This is a genomic window from Polyangium sp. 6x1, from assembly GCF_029946515.1.
Classification (GTDB): domain Bacteria; phylum Myxococcota_A; class Polyangia; order Polyangiales; family Polyangiaceae; genus Polyangium.
Genome location: NZ_JARZHH010000067.1, coordinates 13904 through 32973, shown reverse-complemented (window position 1 = coordinate 32973; position 19070 = coordinate 13904). Strand labels below are relative to the sequence as shown.

Sequence of the window (19070 nt, the reverse complement as noted above, 5' to 3'; positions counted from 1 at the left end):
GATGCAACCCGACAATCTCGCCCGAGACAGATCTGTTCGTCAAGCGTCACGGGGTGGGAGATCGGCGGGCGCGTGCATCACCCGTGTCCACTCGTAAGCGGCGCCCCGCCATGGCGTTGACTGTCGGCGCGCTGCCAGACCCCTATGGCAGTACACCGGCAGTGCAACGAGAAGTGTCCAGCTCGAACGCAATAGGTGGTTTGCGGTTCTGCGGGCGCCAGCGTGGGTCGGGTGCATGTCATCGCAATGGCGTCGCCGGTCGAGCGGCGTCATGGTTCGCACCAACGTGGTCGATATCACCCGTCTCTCCAGCGCGAAGCCGGGCGAGCTGCGTGTGCCATGGATCCGGAGCGGGGCCAATGTCCGACGGAGCGTTTGCCCTGGAACGGGCGGATTGCGACCCCACCGATGCTGCGGATCGTCACGACGCAATGCACGTACGATTTCGCTTCGCCATGATGGCACCCTGGCGAGGTGGAGCTCGGGAATGCGCGTCCCGGGCGTGCAGCAATCGTTTTCCTGCCGAAGGCAACGGAGGCGGAGGCAAAGAGGGGTCGGCGCGTGGGGATCGAGGTTCGGAGGGGGCGCGGAGACGGGTCGGCGCGCGCGGGGGTGGAAGCGGAAGCGAAAGCGGGAACGGAAGCGGCAAGCGGTAGGCGGGAAGTAGGGCGGAAGCGGGGCCGGCGATCGGCGAACGTCGTGCCCCGACCGCGAGGACCCGGCCAGGGGCCTTCCCTTGGCGAACTTCCACGGTAGTATCCGCCCTGATGCACTGCCCCGAGTGTGGGACCAAGAGGAGCCCCGGCGCCGCCACGTGCGGTGGATGCGGCTTCGCGCTGGCCACGCTCGACCCGGCGCAGAAAGGCGGCGCCACCGCGCGCACGATGGTCGGCGTGTCGCTGTCGGACCTCGCCAAGGGCCCGAACGCGTCGACCGAGATCGATCCCGACGCGCCGACGCTCGTCAGGCCCGGTCCGAACGGCCCCGCCAAGCCCGTCGTCCCGCCGCCGCCCGAGAACCGCACCATCGTCGGCATGCCCGCCGCCGCGCTTCCCACCGGAGCGAAGCCCGCGCAGACGCTGCTCGGCGTGGCCGCGCCGAACGCCGGCGCGCCCGCAGTCAAGGCGCCGCCCCCCGCGGAGGGCACGCTGCTCGGCGTGGCGCGGCCGGGGATCGCGCCGCTCCGCGCGAGTGAGCCGCGCGCCGAGCCCGAGCCCCGAGGTCGCGAGCGCGAGATGCCGCACGAGCTCGGCGCGACCCTCGTGCCCGAGGCGATGGACCGTCTCCGCGGCAAGCCCCCCCGGCCGAGCTCGCGCGAAAAACTCGCCCGCAAGCGCCTCGTCCTTCCGCCCGTGCTGCCGCGCGGCGAGGTCCCGCGCGAGCGCTCGCGCAAGAACCGAAGGCGCGCGCTGCCGGTGATCATCACGGCGGGCTTGCTCGTCGTGTTTGCCGGGGTCTTCGCGCTCTTCTACACGAGCCCGCCCCCGCTCACGGCGAGCGTGAAGGCGACGCCGGAGGGCCGCGAGGCCGTGGCGATCGAGTGTCCGAGCTGCCCCGACGGGACGAAGGTGCAGATCGGCGCGGCGAGCGCGGACGTGAAGAAGCAGTCGGCCCTCGTGACCCTGCCCGCGCCGCTCGCGCTCGGCGAGAACCGGCTCAAGGTGTCGATCGACAGGCCGGGCAGCGGGCGCGACGAGTCCGTCGGCGTGACCGTGCACGTGAGCTATCGGCTGCGGCCGGATCTCACGGGGCTCGCGAACGACAAGCCGTCGGTGCACGTGGCGGTGGAGGCCGTGGGCGGGACGGAGATCACGATCGACGGCAAGCCCGCGGCGGTGAAGGACGGGCCCGCGGTGCACGTGATCGACGTCGCGTCGGACTGCACGGGGCCCGCGGACGAACCCGCGACGTTGAAGCGGCGCGTGCCCTACGTGGTGAAGACGGAGGGCGGCACGCGCGAGGAAGGCGCGGTGGACGTCGCGGTGGGGATCGTGCCGCTGCACATCGACGCGCCAGGGCCGCGCGTGATCGTGGACGGCGAGACGTTCGTGCTCGCAGGGCGCACGATGAAGGGCGCGGAGGTGCTCGCCGCGGGCAAGCCGATCCAGGTGGCCGCGGACGGATCGTTCGCGCAGCGGATGAGCGTGTCGTCGGTGGGATCGACGAACATCGAGGTGCGCGCAAAGGCGCCCGGGATGGCGCCGCGGCTCGTGCCGATCGCGGTGCGGCGCGTGGAGAAGCTCGCGGCCGCGGCGCAGGAGTTCATGGCGGACAAACCGCTTGGCTTCGCGGCGTTCGCAGCGGCGCAGGCGAGCGACGTGGGCAAGCCGGCGGTGGTGTCGGGCGAGATCGTCGAGGCGCGGACGCAGAACCACCAGACGATCTTCTTGCTGGACGTGGCGGCGAAGGAGGGCTGTCCGAAGGGGCAAGGTCCTTGTCGCGTGCGGCTCGTGCACGGCTTTCCGAACCCGTCGAAGGCAGGCGACGTGATCACGGCGTACGGTCAGCTCGGAAAGCCCTTCAGCGCGCCGGGCACGAGCGTGGTGCCCGAGATCCAGGTGGCGTTCACGATGCCCGGAGAGCGGAGATGAGCATGAAGACAGCGTCGCGCCTCGGGACGGCGCTCGCCGTGGTCGCGGGGCTCCTGGCGAGGCCGGCGGCGGAGGCCGCGCGCGCGGAAGGCATCGACACGACGCGGCCGTACACGGTGGTCGTGGGTCCGCCGCGCGGGCACGCGCCGAGCGAGCGGGTGGACGCGCGGCGCACAGGGCAGAGCCGGTCGAGGCTGCCGGTCGCGCCGGTCGACAAGTGGCGCAGGCACGCCGGCGGGACGATCGAGGTGCCGCCGGTCGTGGACGAGACCGGGCGGATCTACGTGACGCTCAGCGTGCCGGAGGTGGTCGCATTCGGGCCCGACGGCAAGGAGGTGTGGCGGACGCGTCTCGGCGGCGCGCCGGCCATCGCGCCGCCCGTGCTGACGAGCGACGGGACGATCCTGCTCGTGACGAGCTCGGGCACGGCCGTAGGCCTCGGGCGGGATGGTCGGGTGCGGTTCGCAACGCCGCTCGGGCAACGAGGCCGCGACCTCGACGTGGCGCCGCTCGCGCGCTCGGATGGAAGCGTGGTCATCGGAGGACGAGCGCTCGTGGAGCTCGATCCGAACGGCGGAGTACGGGCGCGGGCAAGCTTGCCGGAGCGCGCGGTAGGAGCGCTGATCGAGGGTCCCGAGGGGACGATCGCGACGAGCGAGTCGGGCGGGGTGTACGTGTTCCGACCGCCGAACCCGCCCAAGAAAATCGGGACGTTCGGCGGGCCGCTGCGGCGTGGAGCGGCGCTCGAAGGAGGCCGGACGCTGCTCGCCGTCGTGGGCGGCAAGAGCCTCGTGGGGTTCGATCTCCGGACAGGGCTCACGCACGTGCGGGCCGGGGACGTGGGGCTCGGTCTCTACGACGAGCCAGTGACGATCCATCCGCGCGGCTTCGCGATGGTGTCGACGTCGACGGGGCTCTTGCTCGGCGTCGATGCGGCGGGCAACGAGCGGCTGAGGATGGTGCTGGACAAGTCTGCGCAGCCGGTGGCGCCGGATCCGGCGGCGCCGGCAGGCACGGCGGCAGCGACGGCATTTTTCAACCCGCCAGCGGACGCACGGACGAGCCCAGCGCTGCTCGTGGACGCAGAGGGGCGCGTCGCGTTCGCGCGAGCCAGTGGCCGGGTCGGCGTGGCGCGGCCGGATGGGAACGTTGCGCTCGCAAGCGAGAAGCTGTGCGCAGCGCCCGTGGCGATGCAGCCGGCAGGCGACGACAAGCTGGTGGTGGCTTGTCGGGATGGGACGATCTGGATGCTGGGGATGTAGCGATTCGCCCCGGTCAAAGGCCGAGCGCCCGCGCCACCCCGGCCCCGTAAGCGGGGTCGGCCTTGATGCAATGGGAGACGTGCCGGCGCTGCACCTCGACCGACGCGCCGCCGAGCGAGCGCGCGGTGTTGTCGAACAGCGCCTGCTGCTGCCGAGGAGTCATCAATCGGAACAGGCGTCCCGGCTGCTCCCAGTGATCCTCGTCCATGCGATGATCCCAATACGCGGCGTCGCCGGCGACGGGCAGCGGCGGCTCGCCTGCGCTCGGGCTGTCGTTCCATTCGCCGTGTCGATTGGGGAAGTAGGAGGCCGTGGCGCCTAGATTGCCGTCGACGCGCATCGCTCCGTCACGGTGGAAGCTGTGAAACGGGCACCTCGGCGCGTTGACGGGGATCTGATTGAAGTTGACGCCCAGTCGGTAGCGCTGCGCGTCGCCGTACGAGAAGAGCCGCGCCTGGAGCATCCTGTCCGGCGAGAAGCCGATCCCGGGGACGATATTGGCTGGCGAGAACGCGGCCTGCTCGACCTCGGCGAACACGTTGTCGGGGTTGCGATGGAGCTCGAGGACGCCGACCTCGAGGAGCGGATGGTCGGCCTTCGGCCAGACCTTGGTGAGGTCGAACGGGTTGTGCCGGTGCGTCCGCGCCTGCGCCTCGGTCATGACCTGAACGCAGAGCTTCCAGCGCGGAAACCGACCCGCCTCGAGGCTTTCGAACAGGTCGCGCTGGTGGCTCTCGCGGTCTCGCCCCACCACCGCTTCGGCCTCGGCGTCGCTCAGGTTCTCGATCCCCTGCTGGCTGATGAAGTGGAACTTGACCCAGACGCGCTCGTTCTCGGCATTGAGCATGCTGAAGGTATGGCTGCCAAAGCCATGCATCGTGCGGTAGCTGCGCGGGATGCCGCGATCGCTCATCACGATCGTCACCTGGTGGAGCGCCTCGGGCAGCGACGACCAGAAGTCCCAGGTATTGTCCGCGCTGCGCATCCCGGTCCGGGGATCGCGCTTCACGGCATGATTGAGGTCGGGGAAGCGCAGCGGGTCGCGAAAGAAAAACACCGGCGTGTTGTTGCCGACGATGTCCCAGTTGCCTTCTTCGGTGTAGAACTTCACCGCGAAGCCGCGGATATCACGCTCGGCGTCGGCGGCGCCGCGCTCGCCGGCGACGGTCGAGAATCGCACGAACACGGGCGTTTGCTTGCCGATCTGGGCGAACAGCCGCGCGCGGGTGTAGCGCGTGATGTCGTGCGTGACGGTGAACGTCCCGTAGGCCCCTGAGCCTTTGGCGTGCATGCGCCGCTCGGGGATCACCTCGCGGTCGAAGTGCGCAAGCTTCTCGAGTAGCCAGATGTCCTGCAGCAACGCAGGGCCGCGCGGACCGGCGGTTTGGATGTTCACATTGTCCACCACGGGCGCCCCCGTGGCGTGCGTCAATTTCGGCCTGGTAGACATCGGTGCCGCGCATGTAACGCAATCGTGCCGGCGCAGAAAACCCGACCTTGGTCGGGTTCACGGGTCCGGTCTGGCTGAGATACACGAGCGGCACCGCTGTTCTCCCGCGTGTACCCCACCTGAACCCATCCAGGAGCCCTCGATGAACCCCCCCGCGATCCCCGGCTACACCCTTGGCACGTCGAACGTCGCGCGCTCGCCGCTCAGCGACGAGGAGTTCGCCCTGCTCAAGCAGACCGTGCTGCTCGGCGAGGACGACGTGCGTTCCCTGCGCATGGCGGGCGAGGTGCTCGACGACCAGATCGAGGCCGTGCTCGACGTCTGGTACGGCTTCGTCGGCTCGCACCCGCACCTCGTGTTTTACTTCAGCGGCGCCGACGGCAAGCCGAACATGGACTACCTGGGCGGCGTGCGCCGCCGCTTCGGGCAGTGGATCCGCGACACCTGCGCCGCGAACTACGACCGCGCCTGGCTCGACTACCAGTACGAGATCGGCCTGCGCCACACGAGTGCGAAGAAGGGCAAGACCGACGGCATCGCCTCCGCCGCGCAGCACATCAACCTGCGCTACCTGATTGCCTTCATCGTGCCAATCACGGCGACGATCAAGCCCTTCCTCGCGAAGAAAGGGCACAGCGCCGCCCAGGTGGAGGCCATGCACACGGCCTGGTTCAAGTCGATCACGCTGCAGATCACGCTCTGGAGCGAGCCCTACATCGCGCCCTCGGCGTTCTGAGAGCTCCCTCGGGACGGCCATCACCGAATCACCCCGATCACCACCCTATCGAAATCGAAAGGACAGCATCATGGGCAAGCGCGCGCTCATCGTCATCGACATCCAGAACGATTATTTCCCGGGCGGGAAATGGACTCTCAGCGGCATCGACGCCGCCTCCGACAATGCCGCCCGGCTGATCGCCGCGGCGCGGGCCAGGGGCGAGCTGGTCGTCCATATCCGCCATGAGTTCATGAGCGCCGATGCTCCCTTTTTCGTGAAAGGCTCAAAGGGGGCCGCAATCCACGAGAAGGTCGCCCCGGCGGCGGGCGAGCCCGTGGTGCTCAAGCACTACATCAGCTCCTTCCGCGAGACCGAACTGAAGGCGATCCTCGATCGCAACGGCATCGAGGAGCTCGTCTTCTGCGGCGCCATGAGCCACATGTGCATTGATGGCGGGACGCGGGCGGCGGTTGATCTCGGCTACGACTGCACCGTGATCCACGACGCCTGCGCTTCGCGCGATCTGGAGTTCGGCGGCGTGCGCGTGCCCGCCGTCCACGTCCACGCCGCCTTCATGGCAGCGCTCGCTTTCGGCTACGCCAAGAGCCTCTCCACCGACCAGTTCCTTGCGCCTCCGGCCTGACCCCGTGTCCGTTGCTCTTTCCTTGCGTGCCTTGCGCAAGGATTGTGAGCGCCGGCGCGGCGGCTCGAATCGTCGTTGATCGACGGTGGCACTTTTGGTAGGTGCCTTGGGCCGCGCCGGGCAGTGAGCCGGACCGTCGCTTCCCGTCAGCGCGCCCTCGCAGAGGACGAGCATGAACGAGCTGTCGGCTGGATCGGTGCTGCTCCGACACGATGGGGAGTGGGAGCTGTGGCGACGCCTCGGGACGGCGCAACGGCCACCATCGCTCGTCCTCGCGCCTACGTCGAGACACGTCTCGGTCGAGCGCCTGCTTCACGAGCACGACCTCCGCGCCGAGCTCGATCCGAGCTGGGCAGCACGTCCCCGCGAGCTTGTGCAGGAGGCGGGCAAGCCCGTGCTCCTCCTCGACGACCCGGGAGGAGAGCTCCTCTCCACGCGGCTCGAGCACAACGGCGACGACGTCGGTTCGCTGCTGCGAATCGCGACCGAGCTTTCGAGCGCTCTCGCCAGAACGCATGCGCACGGCTTGATTCACCAGGATATTCGTCCGGCCAACGTTCTCGTCGACGCGAGCGGACGCGTCCGCCTCACTGGCTTCGGGCTCGCCATGCGCGCCGATCGCGAGCACCGCATCTTCGACGCGGGGCGACACGGCGTGGGCTCGCTCCCCTACATCGCCCCGGAGCAGACCGGCCGCATGAACCGCTCCGTCGACATGCGGAGCGATCTCTACTCGCTCGGCGTCACGCTGTATCAGCTCCTGGCCGGTGATCTGCCGTTCTCGGCCTCGCTTCCGATCGAGTGGGTCCATTGCCACATCGCAAGGCCGCCGGTGCCGCTCGAAGAACGCGCCCCCGCGCTTCCGGCGATGATCGCCGCGATCGTCATGAAGCTCCTCGCCAAGGCACCCGAGGACCGCTACCAGACGGCGGCTGGCGTGGAGGCGGATCTCCGGCGCGGCCTCGAACAATGGCAAGCCGGCGTCGTCTCCGCGTTCCCGCTCGGCGAAGCCGACATCCCGGACCGCTTGGTCCTGCCTGAGCGCCTCTATGGAAGAGCGCGCGAGATCGGCGAGGTGCTACGCGCGTTCGAGCGCGTGGCCACCGAGGCAGCGGCAGGGCTGCTCCTCATTTCCGGGCCCTCCGGCATCGGGAAATCGGTCGTCGCGCGCGAGCTCGATCGAGCTCTCCTCGCAAGACCGGGTTGGTTCGCGTCCGGCAAGTTCGATCAGTACAAGGGGAACATCCCCTACGCGCCGCTCTCGCAGGCTTTCGGCGCTCTCGTGAGGCAACTCCTCACCCGCTCGGAGGAGGAGCTCACGCCGTGGCGTGAGGCGCTCGGCCGGGCGCTCGGCCCGAACGCCCCCCTCATGTGCGAGCTCGTGGCGGAGCTTTCCCTCGTCCTCGGACCGCAGCCGCCGGTTCCCGCTGTGCCGCTCGAGAACGTGCGGGACCGGCATTTCTTTGCCTTCCGTCAGTTTCTCTCGGCGTTCGCCCGGAACGACCGGCCGCTTGTACTCTTCCTCGACGACCTCCAGTGGCTGGATCGCGGCACGCTCGATTTCGTCGACCACGTCGTGGCGCACCCGGACGTGAAGCACGTCCTCTTCGTCGGCGCCTACCGCAGCAACGAGGTCAGCGAAGCGCACCCGCTCACCGCGACGATCCGTCGGCTTCGCAGCGTGAGCGCGCCGCTCGTGGAGGTCGAGCTCGCTGGCCTCTCGAGCTCGCACGTGAGCGAGCTCTTGACCGACGCGCTCCGGGCTCCTCCCGCCGACATCGACGACCTCTCTCGGCTCGTCGTCGAGAAGACGGAGGGCAATCCCTTCTTCGCGCTCCAGTTCTTTCGTGAGCTCTGTGATGCCCGCTTGATCGGCTTCGATCGAGAACGTCGCCTCTGGGCGTGGGACCTCGACGTGATTCGAGGACGCCCTTCGACCGACAACGTCGTCGAGCTCGTCCTCCGCCGCATCGAGCGGCTTCCGCGCACCACGGGCGACGCGCTCGCGGCGCTCGCGTGCTTCGGGAACGCGGCCTCGCCTGCCCAGCTGGCGAGCCACTGCGAGCGCGAGCTCCAAGAGATCGACGGCGGCCTTGCCGACGCCGCCGCCGTCGGCCTCCTCCATCGCGGGGCCTCGGGGTTCTCGTTCGTTCATGATCGCGTGCGCGAAGCTGCATACTCCCTCCTCTCGGAGGAGCAGAGGGCGACGCTCCACGCGGTGATCGGTCGCAAGCTTCGTGGTGCGGCTCCCGCGGACATGGTTGAATCCGTGTTCGACGTCGTCGGGCACCTGACGCGCGGCCTCGCATGGTTGTCGGCCTCGGAGCGCGTGGATCTCGTGACGTTGAGCCTTTCGGCCGGCAAGCGCGCGAAGTCCGCCGGCGCTCATGCGACCGCGCGGACGTACGTGAGCGAAGCGACGCGAATCCTCGAGAGCCTCGCGTCGGATCCGTGGTCGCGACATCCCGAGCTCATGTTCGAGCTCGCGTACGGCCATGCCGAGTGCGACTCGCTCTGCGGTGAGCTCGCGAGCGCCGAGCTTCGACTCGTCGATCTCGCGGCCCGCGCCACGCGCCTGACCGATGCGGGAAGAGTCGTGGCGCTGCGTGCGGCCGTCTCCTACTACTCGGGCGACTTCAACCGAGGCCTCGAGGTCGGGCTCGCGTACCTGAATGGGGCGGGAAGCCCGTTGCCATCGGCACCGACGGACGAAGACCTCGCCCGCGAGTACGGCCGGATTCGAGAGCAGCTCGGGACGAGGAGCATCGCCGATCTCGCGGACGTTCCGGTCTGCGCGGACGAGCTTCACGCCCGAACCCTCGAGCTCGCGTTCCAGCTGACCCAGCCGGCGCGGTGGGGCAATCACGATCGGCTCCACGACCTCCTGGTCTGCCGCATGGTCAATCAGAGCCTCGAGCGCGGACACGCGGACGCCTCTGCCATCGGCTATCTGCTGCTGGGCATGGTGGTCGGCCCCCGGTTCGGCGACTACGCGATCGCGCGCCCGCTCGGAGAGCTCGCCCTCGAGCTCGTCGAACGCCATCGGCTCGACCAGTACCGCGCCCTCGTGCAACACGGCATGGGCGCGATGATCGGGCCTTGGTCCCAGCCTTTCGACGTTTGCGTACGCTACGAGAAGCACGCGATCACAGAGGCACAACGAATCGGAGAGCCGATCGTCGGAAGCGGGTGGTTCCAGATCGTCTCGAACTATCTGGCCAGTGGAAGACCCCTCGCCGATGCCGAAGCGGAGGCCGAATTCGCCATCGAGACGGCCACAAAGCTCAACGTTCTGCCGTGCGTCGTGCTCGCGACCGACCAGCTCCGGCTGATCCGCACGCTGCGTCGGGCCGGCAGTGCCTTCCCGGACATGTCGGACGCGTCGCGCGACGAGGCGGCCTTCGAGCGCGACCTCGAGACGAACCCAGGGATGCCGCTCGTCACGTGCTGGTACTGGATCCGGAAGCTGACCGTCCGCTTCTTCGCGCGGGATCTCCAGGCCGCGCTCCACGCTGCGAATGCCGCGCGCGCGCTCATCTGGTCTTCCGCGTCGAACCTCGACGTGGAGGAGCACCATTTTTATGCCGCGCTGGTGCACGCGGGCCTCTGCGACGGTGCTCCGCCCGAGGCCACGCATGCGCATCGCGAGAGCCTGGCGGAGTACAAGCGGCAGCTCGACATCTGGGCGACCCACTGCCCCGAGAACTTCGGGGCGAAGGCGATTCTCCTCGCGGCGGAGACGGCGCGGATCGAAGCGCGGGTCCTCGACGCGGAGGGCCTCTACGAGAGGGCCATCCGCATGGCGCAGGAGCATCACCAGCTCCACGTCGAGGCGATCGCCAGCGAGCACGCGGCGCGGTTCCACGAGCAGCGCGGCCACGCGATCGTCACCGAGGCCTATCTCCGCCACGCCCACGCCGCCTATCGCGCCTGGGGCGCGGAGGCGAAGGTGCGCGCGCTCGAGAATGTCTACCCGTTCCTCTTGGCAGGCCCGCGCGGCGGAAGCCCCACCGCGCTTTCGCGTGGGCTCCACGAGCTCGATCTGACGACGGTGGTCCGCCTGGGCCAAGCGATCTCGCAGGAGATCGTGCTCGAGCGATTGATCGAGACGCTGCTCAAGACGGCGCTCGAGCACGCCGGCGCGCAGCGAGGCGTGCTCGTCCTGCCGCGCGGAGAGGCCCTCGAGGTCGTCGCCGAGGGGCGCGCGCAGCCCGATGGCGTGAGCCTCGACCTCCGGCGTGCTCCCGTCTCCGAGCGCGATCTCCCGCTCGCGCTGCTCCACTATGTTCGACGGACGCAAGAGAGCGTGCTCCTCGGGGATGCGGCCGAAGCCAACCCGTTCTCGGAGGAAGCCTACTTCCGTCGACGCGGCTCACGCTCGGTGCTTTGCCTTCCCCTCGTCAAGCAGGCGCGGCTCGTAGGCGTTCTCCACCTGGAGAACGACCTCGCGCCTGGCATCTTCACACCGGGGCGCTTCGCGATTCTCGAGCTCTTGGCGTCGCAGTCCGCGATGTCGCTCGAGAACGCGCAGCTCTATGCGGACCTGCGGCAGGCCAAGGTCTACATGAGCAAGGCCGAGAGCATCGGCCAGACGGGCACCTTCAGCTGGAAGCCTCGGACGGAGGAGATCTTCTGGTCCGACGAGGTGTTCCGCATCTTCGGTGTGGCGAGCTCGCCCTCGGTGGAGTCGATGCGCACGCGCATCCATCCCCACGACCTCCGCATCTTCGATGGCCTCGTCGCCGACCCCTCGCGCCTCGTGGGAGGCCCGCAGGTCGAGTATCGGCTGATGATGCCGGACGGCTTCGTCAAGCACGTCAGCATTTCCGCCCATCGCGTCTCCGACGACGAGACGGAGCAGGAACAGTACGTCGGCGCCATCCGGGACGTCACGGAGGTCCGACGTTCGGAGGAGGCCCTCCAGCGCACGCAGGCAGCGCTCGCCGATCTCACGCGGGTGTCGAGTTTGGGCGAGATGGCAGCCGCGATCGCCCACGAGATCAGTCAGCCGCTTGCCGCGATCGGCGCCAATGCGAGCGCGTGCGTGAACTGGCTCCAGCGTGACCCGGCGAATCCGAAAGAGGCGAGCGAGGCCGCGAGCTGCATCACCCGCGACGTCGTGCGGGCGGAGAACGTGATCAGTCGGCTCCGAGCCCTGTTTGGACGCTCCGGGGAAGCGCACGTGCCGCTCGACCTCAACGAGGCGATTCGAGAGGTCGTCCTGCTGACACGGGCCCGCGTGCAGCGGAATGGCGCAGCGATCCGCCTGGACCTCGCCGACAAGCTTCCCCCGGTGCTCGGCGACCGCGTCCAGTTGCAACAGGTCATCGTGAACCTCGTCGTCAATGCGTCCGAGGCGACATGTGGTGTCGCCCCCGGTCCCCACGAAATCCTGGTGCGAACGCGCCTCACCGATCCTGATGTCCTTGTGCTCGAGGTGAAGGACACCGGTCCGGGCGTGAGCCCGGAGGAGGCCGCGCGCATCTTCAGCCCATTCTATACGACCAAGCAGGGAGGCATGGGGATGGGCCTCTCGATCTGCAAGACCATCGTCGAGAACCACGGTGGTCGGATTGGCGTGCGTCCGAACGAGGATCGAGGGGCGAACTTTCACGTCTCGCTCTCGGTCGGGCGCTAGCCATCCTCCTCACGCCAGCGGAATCCGACAAACGAACCGCGCGCCGCCGCTGCCTTCGCGCTCCAGCGTCAGCGCGCCGCCGTGGCGCCGGGCGATGTCGCCCGAAATCGACAAGCCGAGGCCCGTTCCTTGGCCGCGGGGTTTTGTCGTGAAGAAGGGCTCGAAGATCTGGCTCGCGAGGTCGTCGGGGACGCCGGGGCCATTGTCGCTGACGGCGACGAGCGCTGCGCCTCCGTCGCGGCGGGCTTCGATGACGATGCGCGGCGTCGGTTTGTTTGGGCGCCCGTCGCATTCGAGGGCTTGAATCGCGTTGACGAGCAGGTTCATGCATACCTGGCTCATCTCGCCCGAGCGACAGAGGACCTCGGGCACGTCGCCGTACCGCTTCTCGACCTCGATGCCGGCGTCGCGCAGACGGCGGCCGAGCAGCACGAGTGTCTCCTCGATGCCGGCGACGAGGTCCGTCGGCACGACTTCGCCGGGGGACCGGGAGAAACTCTTCAGGTTGCCGACGATGCGGACGGCGCGGTCGCTCGCGCGGCGGAGCAGGTGCGAGATGCCGACGAGGTCTTCGAGGGCGGCGTCGACGTCGAGCTCGTGCATGGTGCGTTCGAGCTCGTTTCGTCGGGCGGGGGAGAGCTCGGGCAGGGCCGCGCGGAAGGCGGCGAGGGTCTGGCCGAGCTCGGAGGAGAGGCGTTCGAGCGGGGCGGCGGCGCCTGCGATGGCCGTGAGCGGGTTGTAGATCTCGTGTGCGACGCCGGCGAAGAGCTCGCCGATCGAGGCGAGACGCTCGCCCTGGACGAGGGCGGCCTGGGCGCGGCGCAGCTCGTCGAGGGTCTTCGTGAGCTCGGCCGTGCGGGCGGCGACGTTCTCTTCGAGGCCGGCGCGCTCGCGTTCGAGCTCGGCGATCGTGCCGGCGAGGCGGACGCGCATGCGCTCGATGCTCTCGCCGAGGCCGACGACCTCCACGGGCCCGGGGACGGGCGGGGCTGCGGCGTCGAGGGCGCCGCCGGCCACGAGATCGGCGGCGCCGGCGAGCACGGCGAGGGGGCGGCTGAGCTCGCGCGCGGTGCGGGCCACGACGCCGAGCGCGGCGACGACCATCGTGCTGAATGCGGCGATGAGGGCGGCGATGGCGTTGACGTCCTGGCGGAGGTCGCTGCCGACGGAGAGGGCGCGGTAGAGGCCGACGGAGGAGAAGAGCGAGAGGGTGGTGGTGAAGAGCAGCGGCAGGCCGAAGTCGCGCAGCATGCGCCTTCGGAGCGTGATGGGCTCGGCGAGCATGGCGACGCCTGCGCCGGTCCAGGCGCGCAGGCGTTCGAGGATGGGCGCGACGGTGTCGCGGTCCCAGGCGCGCTGGTAAAAAGAGACGCCGAAGGCGAAGAGGATGCCGAGGCAGATCTGCATGACGGCGTCGGCGAGGGACCAGGCGCGGCTGGGGCGGGCGTAAAAGACGCCGATCGTGATGAAGGCCGACCAGACGGCGAAGTTCAGGTAGGAGAGGGTGCTCGGCAGGGCCTCGGCCTGGGCGATGGCGCGCTCGTGCAGGGCGCGGTCGCCGTTCGGGCCGGCGGCGAGGGCGCGGGCGACGTGGCGTGTGGCGGGACGGATCGCGAGCGTGAAGCCGATCGTGCCGACGAGGGCGAGGGCTGGGACGATCTCGAGCCAGGCCTTGAAGAGCACGGGGCTCTGCGTGCGGAGGAACGCGACGCAGAAGAGCATGAGGGTGTGGCCACCGACGATGCCGGCGACCATGGCGGACTCGGCGAGTTTGTCGCGGAGGTCGCCGAGGTCGGTGGTGGTTTCGGCGAACGGGGTCAGGCCTCGGTAGAAGGCGCGGCGGATGCCGCCGGCCATGAGGCCGAAGCCGGCGGCGGCGAAGAGGACGCGGGAGCCGATGTGCGGGACGAGGGGGCTGACCGCGAGGGGCCACGAGAGGGTGCGGACGAGGGCGGCGAAGAAGAGGCCGCGGGGGCCGCGGCGGACGAGGGCGGGTCCGGCGAGGGCGGAGAGGGAGAGGGAGACGACGCCGATGGTGATGGCGAGGGGCAGGGCCGCGGAGAGGGCGTCGGGGACGACGGTCCAGATGAAGAGGAGCGCGGAGAAGGCTTCCCAGGCGGCGGCGAGGATCTCGGCCTGGAGGTGGCTCGGGGCCTTCGGGGGGCGGATGGTGGAGGGAGGGGGGAGGGTGCGGCGCTGCGGAGCCATGGGGCGTGGAGCGATGCTACGGGTTTTTCGGCGCGCGGATGCGTCGAACCCGAGCGGCGGGTGCTCCAAAACGGAGCGACCGATGCTCCAAAATGGAGCGGCGATGCGCCAAAGGGGGGTCGGGACGGCGGGGGACGGGCTTGGCGCAGCGCCAAGCCGAGGTTCCGGGGGTGGGGAGGGGCTTGGCGCAGCGCCAAGCCGAGGTTCGGAGGGTGGGGGAGGGGCTTGGCGCAGCGCCGAGCCGAGGTTCGGAGGGTGGGGGAGTGGCTTGGCGCAGCGCCGAGCGGAGGTCGAGGTGGTCCTCGGAGGGCTTGGCGCAGCGCCGAGCGGAGGTCGGCGCGTCTGGGGAGGGGCGGGGCGGAGCGCCGCGCGGAGGTGGGAGCGGTCCTGGGAGGGCGTGGCGCAGCGCCAAGGAGAGATCGGGGCCCTCCGACGGGGGTGTGGCGCAGCGCCGAGGCGGTATCGGGGCGATGGGGTGGGCGCTTGGCGCGGCGGAGTTGCGCCGGCGGGCGGATCCGGGGCATAGCTGGGGGGCAGGATGCGCGGCTCCCTTCTCGCTCTGTTTGTGCTCGCGCTCGGATGTGGTCCGTCCGAGCCCGCGCTCACGCCCGCCGCTGCCGCGCCCGCGCCCGCTTCCGCCGCCGCGCCTGCTGCCGCTCCCGCTTCCGCTGCCGCTCCCGCTTCCGCTGCCGCAACCGCTTCCGCTTCCGCGCCCGCTTCCGCTCCCGCTCCCCTTGCGGAGCCCGCGCCGGTCGCTCCCTCCGGCCCGCGCCTTCATGCCGTCGAGGGCATTCCCTGGATTTACCCCACGCCCGAGAAAAAGGGCGAGCGATACCTCGGGTACATCCGGGTCGGCGAGTCGGTCGCCTTGAAAAAGCCCGAGCCCGTGCGCGGGGCCGGCTGCGCGCGAGGGTTCTGGGCGATCGAGCCGCGCGGGTACGTCTGCAATGACGCCCTCGTCTCGCGCGAGCCTCCGCCCGACGTCCGGCCCGCGTTCGACGCGACCTTGCCCGTGCCCGGGCCCTTTCCCTACAAATACGCCATCTCCAATGGCGCGCCCATGTACAACCGCGTGCCGTCACCGCGCGAGCAGGCGCGTATCGAGCGGCTCCTCGGCCCCGCCGGCAAGGTCGAGCCGCTGTCGAAATTCCTCTCTGCCCACGAGGACCTCGCCGAGCCGCAGCCCATCACGCCGACCGACCCGCTGCCCGCGTTCCTCGAAGGCGGCAAAATGGTGCGTCCGGGTCGATTCGATCTCGTGCGGCAAAACATTCCGCATGGATCCATGCTGTCGTACACGAAGGCGTTTTCGGCCGAGGGACGCACGTTCCTGCTCGCGGTGGATCTCACGGTGGTGCCCGCCGACCGCGTGCGCCCGTTCCGCCCGAGCACGTTCCACGGCATACGCCTCGGCGACGACGTCTCCTTGCCCCTCGCCTGGTTCCGCAAATCGCCGCGCGCGAAATGGCGCAAGCTCCCGGGCGGCGCCATGGAGCGCGCGGGGTCGTCGTTCCCCGCGCGCTCGTATGCCATGTTGACGGGTCAAACCACCGAGGTCGCGGGGGTCACGTACCTCGAAACGAAGGAGCACGAGGGCGGGCAGCCCGTGTGGGTGGAGCAAGCCGACGCGACGGTCGTCGAGCCGCGGCAAAAGCTGCCGTTCGGCGTGCGCGAAGGGATGAAGTGGGTGCACGTGCGAATCACGCAAGGCACGCTCGTCGCGTACGAGGGCATGAAGCCCGTGTTCGCCACGCTGATCTCGCCGGGATCGGGCGGCGTGCCGGTGAAGGGGATCGACAACGTGAAGGCGAGCACGACGCCGACCGGGACGTTTTACGTGACGTTCAAGGACAAGGCGGCCACGATGTCGCCCGAAAAAGGCGAGGACCGCTCGTTCTGGATCGCCGACGTCCCCCACACGCAGTACTTCCACCCGCCCTTCGCGCTGCACGCGGCCTACTGGCACGAGCGTTTCGGCGAGCCGACGAGCGCCGGCTGCGTGAACCTCTCGCCGATCGACGCGGAAACGCTGTTTCATTGGACCGACCCGCCCGTGCCCCCCGGCTGGCAGGGGGCGGCGGGCGCAGGCGCCCCGGAGAACGGGCCGACGACGGCTGTCGTCATTTCGAGGTAGAATCGTCACGCCCGAGCTTGCGTGGCGTTCTCCCGATGGCCATCGTGGGGCCCCATGCGAACCGAGATCCGACGCAGCACCTGGGTCAAGCCTCTCCTCTCCGTATTCGGCGGAACGGCCGAGCGCTCGTACGTCGACATCAAAGGCGACGAGATCCACGTTCGTTTCGGCTGGCTCTTCGACGAGCGGATCCCGCTCTCGCGCGTCACGTCGGTCGAGCGCACGCGCTGGCCGCTGCTCGGCGGGCTCGGCTGGCGGACCAATTTCGTCGATACCGTCGCGGTCGTCGGGTCGTACGACGACGTGGTGCGCATTCGGCTCGCGCCCGCTCTGCCGATGCGCGTGCTCCTGCGTGTTCCGGCCGAGACGCTTTATGTGTCGGTCGAGGACCCGGACGCGTTCGTCGCCGAGGTCCGGCGCCGGATCGCCTCGCGGGTGTCCTGAAATGAGCTTCCCCGCCCATCACCCGTTCCGCTCGCCCGAGGACCGCGCGCGGTTCCTCGCGCGCTACGAGGAGCGCGCCGCGCGCTGGCCGGTCCCCTGCGAAGGCCGCCATGTCGACACGTCCCTCGGGCGAACGTTCGTCCGGGTGAGCGGGCGCGCGGGGGCCCCGCCGCTCGTGCTCCTGCACGGGATCTCGGGCAGCTCGCTGCAATGGGCGCAGAACATCGCGAAGCTCGCCGAGCGATTCGAGGTCTTCGCGGTCGACGGCATCCACGATTGCGGGCGGAGCGTCTATTCGCGGCACGCGAAGGACGGGTACGATTACGCGAAATGGCTCGACGAGGTCGCGGCGGGCCTCGGGATCACGTCGGAGTTCGCGCTCGCGGGGCTCTCGTACGGCGGGTGGATCGCGAGTCAGTATGGGTTGCGGTATCCGCAGCGATTGCGGGGCCTCGTGCTCGTCGCGCCGGCGAACACCGTGCTGCCCATCGTGGGCGCGTGGATCGGGCGCGCGATCCTGACCGTCCTGCCCGTTCCGTGGTTCACGCGGAACTTCATGCAATGGATGCTCGCGGACACCGCGGCGAAGGGCGAGGAGGGCCGGAAGCTCGTCGAGGAGGTGGCCGCAGACGGCTACCTGGCCGCGCGGTGCTTCGTCCGGAAGCCCATCACGCAGCCGACGGTCCTGCGCGACGAGGAGCTCGTCGCCTTGCCCAGGCCGACGTTTCTTGTGCTGGGGGAAAACGAGACGATTTATTCGGCGAAGGACGCGATTGCTCGGGTGAAGCGCGTCGCGCCGCACATCCGGACGGAGCTCCTGCCGAATGCGGGGCACGATCTCACGGTCGCCCAGGCGGACCGCTTCAGCGAGGCGCTGCTCTCGTGGCTGGGAGATTCTTCGACGGCGGCGACCGCTACCGAGTCTGCTGGATAGCCTGAGCCGCGTACGTCTGGCAGGTGAACGACGGCCAGCCCGTTTCGCACCGGAGCTCGACGTAAAGCTGCGTCACGAAGCTCGCCTGGGCGAAGCTGTGCACGCCCAGAATCACGCCCATCAGCGCCAAGCTCGTGACCCCGCGCCGCACCGCGCGTCGGAGCGCGCCGAGGGCCTGCTCGGGATTGCCTTGCACGAGCTCGATCGCGCGATCCCGGCTGCGATACGCAGCGGCGCTCCGCGCGAGGCGCGAGGCGAGGTCGTCGCCGAGGCCGAGATCGACGCGCGGGACCGAGGGATCCACGAGCGGCGCGGCGCCCTCCTCCCCGGTGGAGAGCCCCGGCGCGAGCGCCGCCTGCGCCCGCTTCAAAGCACGAACGTCGGCGGCGAGGACGACGAGCGTCACGAGGGCCGTCGCGAGCAGGATGTAGAGGGCCGGAAGGGGCGCCTCGGCCTCCGCCATGCGCGCCGCCGGCCAATCGAGGGCCGCGAAGAGCGTGGTCGCGGAGAGGGCGGCCGCGAGGATGCCCCACACGGCGCGGCGATCGCTGCCCGCGACGATCGAGCCGAGGCGAGCCCGCTGGGCGCGGCGCGCGGACGAAAGGACGAGCAGGCAAACGGGCAAAAAGAGGATCGCGGAGACGGCCCCGCTCGCGGCGCCGCCGAGCGTGCCCCCGTGGGCGTCGTCGAGCCCCGCCACCATTGCGCCGGCCGCGGCGCCGGCGAGCAGGAGGACGAGGACATGGTAGACGATCCGGTCCGTCCACGGGCGGACGTCCGGGTTTGGTGAGTCGATCTCGTACGAATATCGCCAGCCGAGGCAAAGCTTCTGGAGGAGGATGCCGGTGGCGGCGGCGATGAGCGTGGTGCCGAAGGTCGCGAGGGGCTTGACCCCCTCGTACGTGACGCCGACGAGCGGGTGCGCGAGCAGGCCCGCGGAGAGCCAACCGGCGGCGGCGCCGGCGATCGCGAACGGGGGGGCGAGCTTCGGAAAACGGGATCCGTCGGCCATCGGTGCCTCCCTTGAACGAGGGAAACGCGCGAGGCG

Annotated in this window: 11 protein-coding genes; 8 read left to right on the top strand and 3 right to left on the bottom strand. The window is 69.8% G+C overall.

Annotated features, from left to right (window positions below):
- Positions 1-767 precede the first annotated feature (767 nt).
- Complete coding sequence (locus QHF85_RS39915) at positions 768-2591, top strand: zinc ribbon domain-containing protein (protein WP_281332674.1); 1824 nt, start codon at positions 768-770, stop codon at positions 2589-2591.
- Positions 2592-2593: 2 nt separating this feature from the next.
- Positions 2594-3853 (top strand): PQQ-binding-like beta-propeller repeat protein, encoded by a 1260-nt coding sequence (locus QHF85_RS39910; RefSeq protein WP_281332673.1) that lies wholly within the window; start codon positions 2594-2596, stop codon positions 3851-3853.
- 13 nt (positions 3854-3866) lie between these two features.
- On the opposite strand, the gene QHF85_RS39905 is transcribed toward QHF85_RS39910, so the two are convergent.
- Complete coding sequence (locus QHF85_RS39905; RefSeq protein WP_348652800.1) at positions 3867-5303, bottom strand: catalase; 1437 nt, start codon at positions 5301-5303, stop codon at positions 3867-3869.
- A gap of 142 nt (positions 5304-5445) precedes the next feature.
- Here QHF85_RS39905 and QHF85_RS39900 point away from each other — a divergent pair, with 142 nt between their 5' ends.
- The 3 genes from QHF85_RS39900 (at position 5446) to QHF85_RS39890 (ending at position 12302) form a co-directional block, all read left to right on the top strand.
- Positions 5446-6039, top strand: a complete 594-nt coding sequence (locus QHF85_RS39900; RefSeq protein ID WP_281332671.1) for a protoglobin domain-containing protein — start codon at positions 5446-5448, stop codon at positions 6037-6039.
- A 70-nt stretch (positions 6040-6109) separates the two neighbouring features.
- Complete coding sequence (locus QHF85_RS39895) at positions 6110-6664, top strand: cysteine hydrolase family protein (protein WP_281332670.1); 555 nt, start codon at positions 6110-6112, stop codon at positions 6662-6664.
- Between the two features lie 172 nt (positions 6665-6836).
- Positions 6837-12302 (top strand): AAA family ATPase, encoded by a 5466-nt coding sequence (locus tag QHF85_RS39890; RefSeq protein WP_281332669.1) that lies wholly within the window; start codon positions 6837-6839, stop codon positions 12300-12302.
- Between the two features lie 9 nt (positions 12303-12311).
- On the opposite strand, the gene QHF85_RS39885 is transcribed toward QHF85_RS39890, so the two are convergent.
- Positions 12312-14510 carry an ATP-binding protein gene (locus QHF85_RS39885; RefSeq protein ID WP_281332668.1) on the bottom strand — a complete coding sequence of 733 codons (2199 nt, stop codon included), beginning with the start codon at positions 14508-14510 and terminating at the stop codon, positions 12312-12314.
- Between the two features lie 538 nt (positions 14511-15048).
- On the opposite strand from QHF85_RS39885, the gene QHF85_RS39880 reads away from it, so the two are divergent.
- From QHF85_RS39880 to QHF85_RS39870, 3 genes are read left to right on the top strand one after another with little or no spacing between them, the layout of a single operon-like run.
- Entirely contained in the window at positions 15049-16644 is a 1596-nt protein-coding gene (locus QHF85_RS39880; RefSeq protein ID WP_281332667.1) for a L,D-transpeptidase, read from the top strand.
- A gap of 54 nt (positions 16645-16698) precedes the next feature.
- The gene (locus tag QHF85_RS39875; RefSeq protein WP_281332666.1) at positions 16699-17088 is read left to right on the top strand and encodes a hypothetical protein; all 390 of its coding nucleotides are present in this window, start codon (positions 16699-16701) and stop codon (positions 17086-17088) included.
- 1 nt (position 17089) lies between these two features.
- The gene (locus QHF85_RS39870) at positions 17090-18022 is read left to right on the top strand and encodes an alpha/beta hydrolase (protein WP_281332665.1); all 933 of its coding nucleotides are present in this window, start codon (positions 17090-17092) and stop codon (positions 18020-18022) included.
- On the opposite strand, the gene QHF85_RS39865 is transcribed toward QHF85_RS39870, so the two are convergent.
- Complete coding sequence (locus QHF85_RS39865) at positions 18003-19034, bottom strand: hypothetical protein (RefSeq protein WP_281332664.1); 1032 nt, start codon at positions 19032-19034, stop codon at positions 18003-18005. The genes QHF85_RS39870 and QHF85_RS39865 overlap by 20 nt on opposite strands.
- Between the last annotated feature and the right edge of the window lie 36 nt (positions 19035-19070).

Excerpts from the sequence above, each read along its gene's own strand:
- QHF85_RS39915 (WP_281332674.1), top strand. The coding sequence starts at position 768 with ATGCACTGCCCCGAGTGTGGGACCAAGAGGAGCCCCGGCGCCGCCACG.
- QHF85_RS39910 (WP_281332673.1), top strand. The coding sequence starts at position 2,594 with ATGAAGACAGCGTCGCGCCTCGGGACGGCGCTCGCCGTGGTCGCGGGG.
- QHF85_RS39905 (WP_348652800.1), bottom strand. The coding sequence starts at position 5,303 with ATGTCTACCAGGCCGAAATTGACGCACGCCACGGGGGCGCCCGTGGTG.
- QHF85_RS39900 (WP_281332671.1), top strand. The coding sequence starts at position 5,446 with ATGAACCCCCCCGCGATCCCCGGCTACACCCTTGGCACGTCGAACGTC.
- QHF85_RS39895 (WP_281332670.1), top strand. The coding sequence starts at position 6,110 with ATGGGCAAGCGCGCGCTCATCGTCATCGACATCCAGAACGATTATTTC.
- QHF85_RS39890 (WP_281332669.1), top strand. The coding sequence starts at position 6,837 with ATGAACGAGCTGTCGGCTGGATCGGTGCTGCTCCGACACGATGGGGAG.
- QHF85_RS39885 (WP_281332668.1), bottom strand. The coding sequence starts at position 14,510 with ATGGCTCCGCAGCGCCGCACCCTCCCCCCTCCCTCCACCATCCGCCCC.
- QHF85_RS39880 (WP_281332667.1), top strand. The coding sequence starts at position 15,049 with ATGCGCGGCTCCCTTCTCGCTCTGTTTGTGCTCGCGCTCGGATGTGGT.
- QHF85_RS39875 (WP_281332666.1), top strand. The coding sequence starts at position 16,699 with ATGCGAACCGAGATCCGACGCAGCACCTGGGTCAAGCCTCTCCTCTCC.
- QHF85_RS39870 (WP_281332665.1), top strand. The coding sequence starts at position 17,090 with ATGAGCTTCCCCGCCCATCACCCGTTCCGCTCGCCCGAGGACCGCGCG.
- QHF85_RS39865 (WP_281332664.1), bottom strand. The coding sequence starts at position 19,034 with ATGGCCGACGGATCCCGTTTTCCGAAGCTCGCCCCCCCGTTCGCGATC.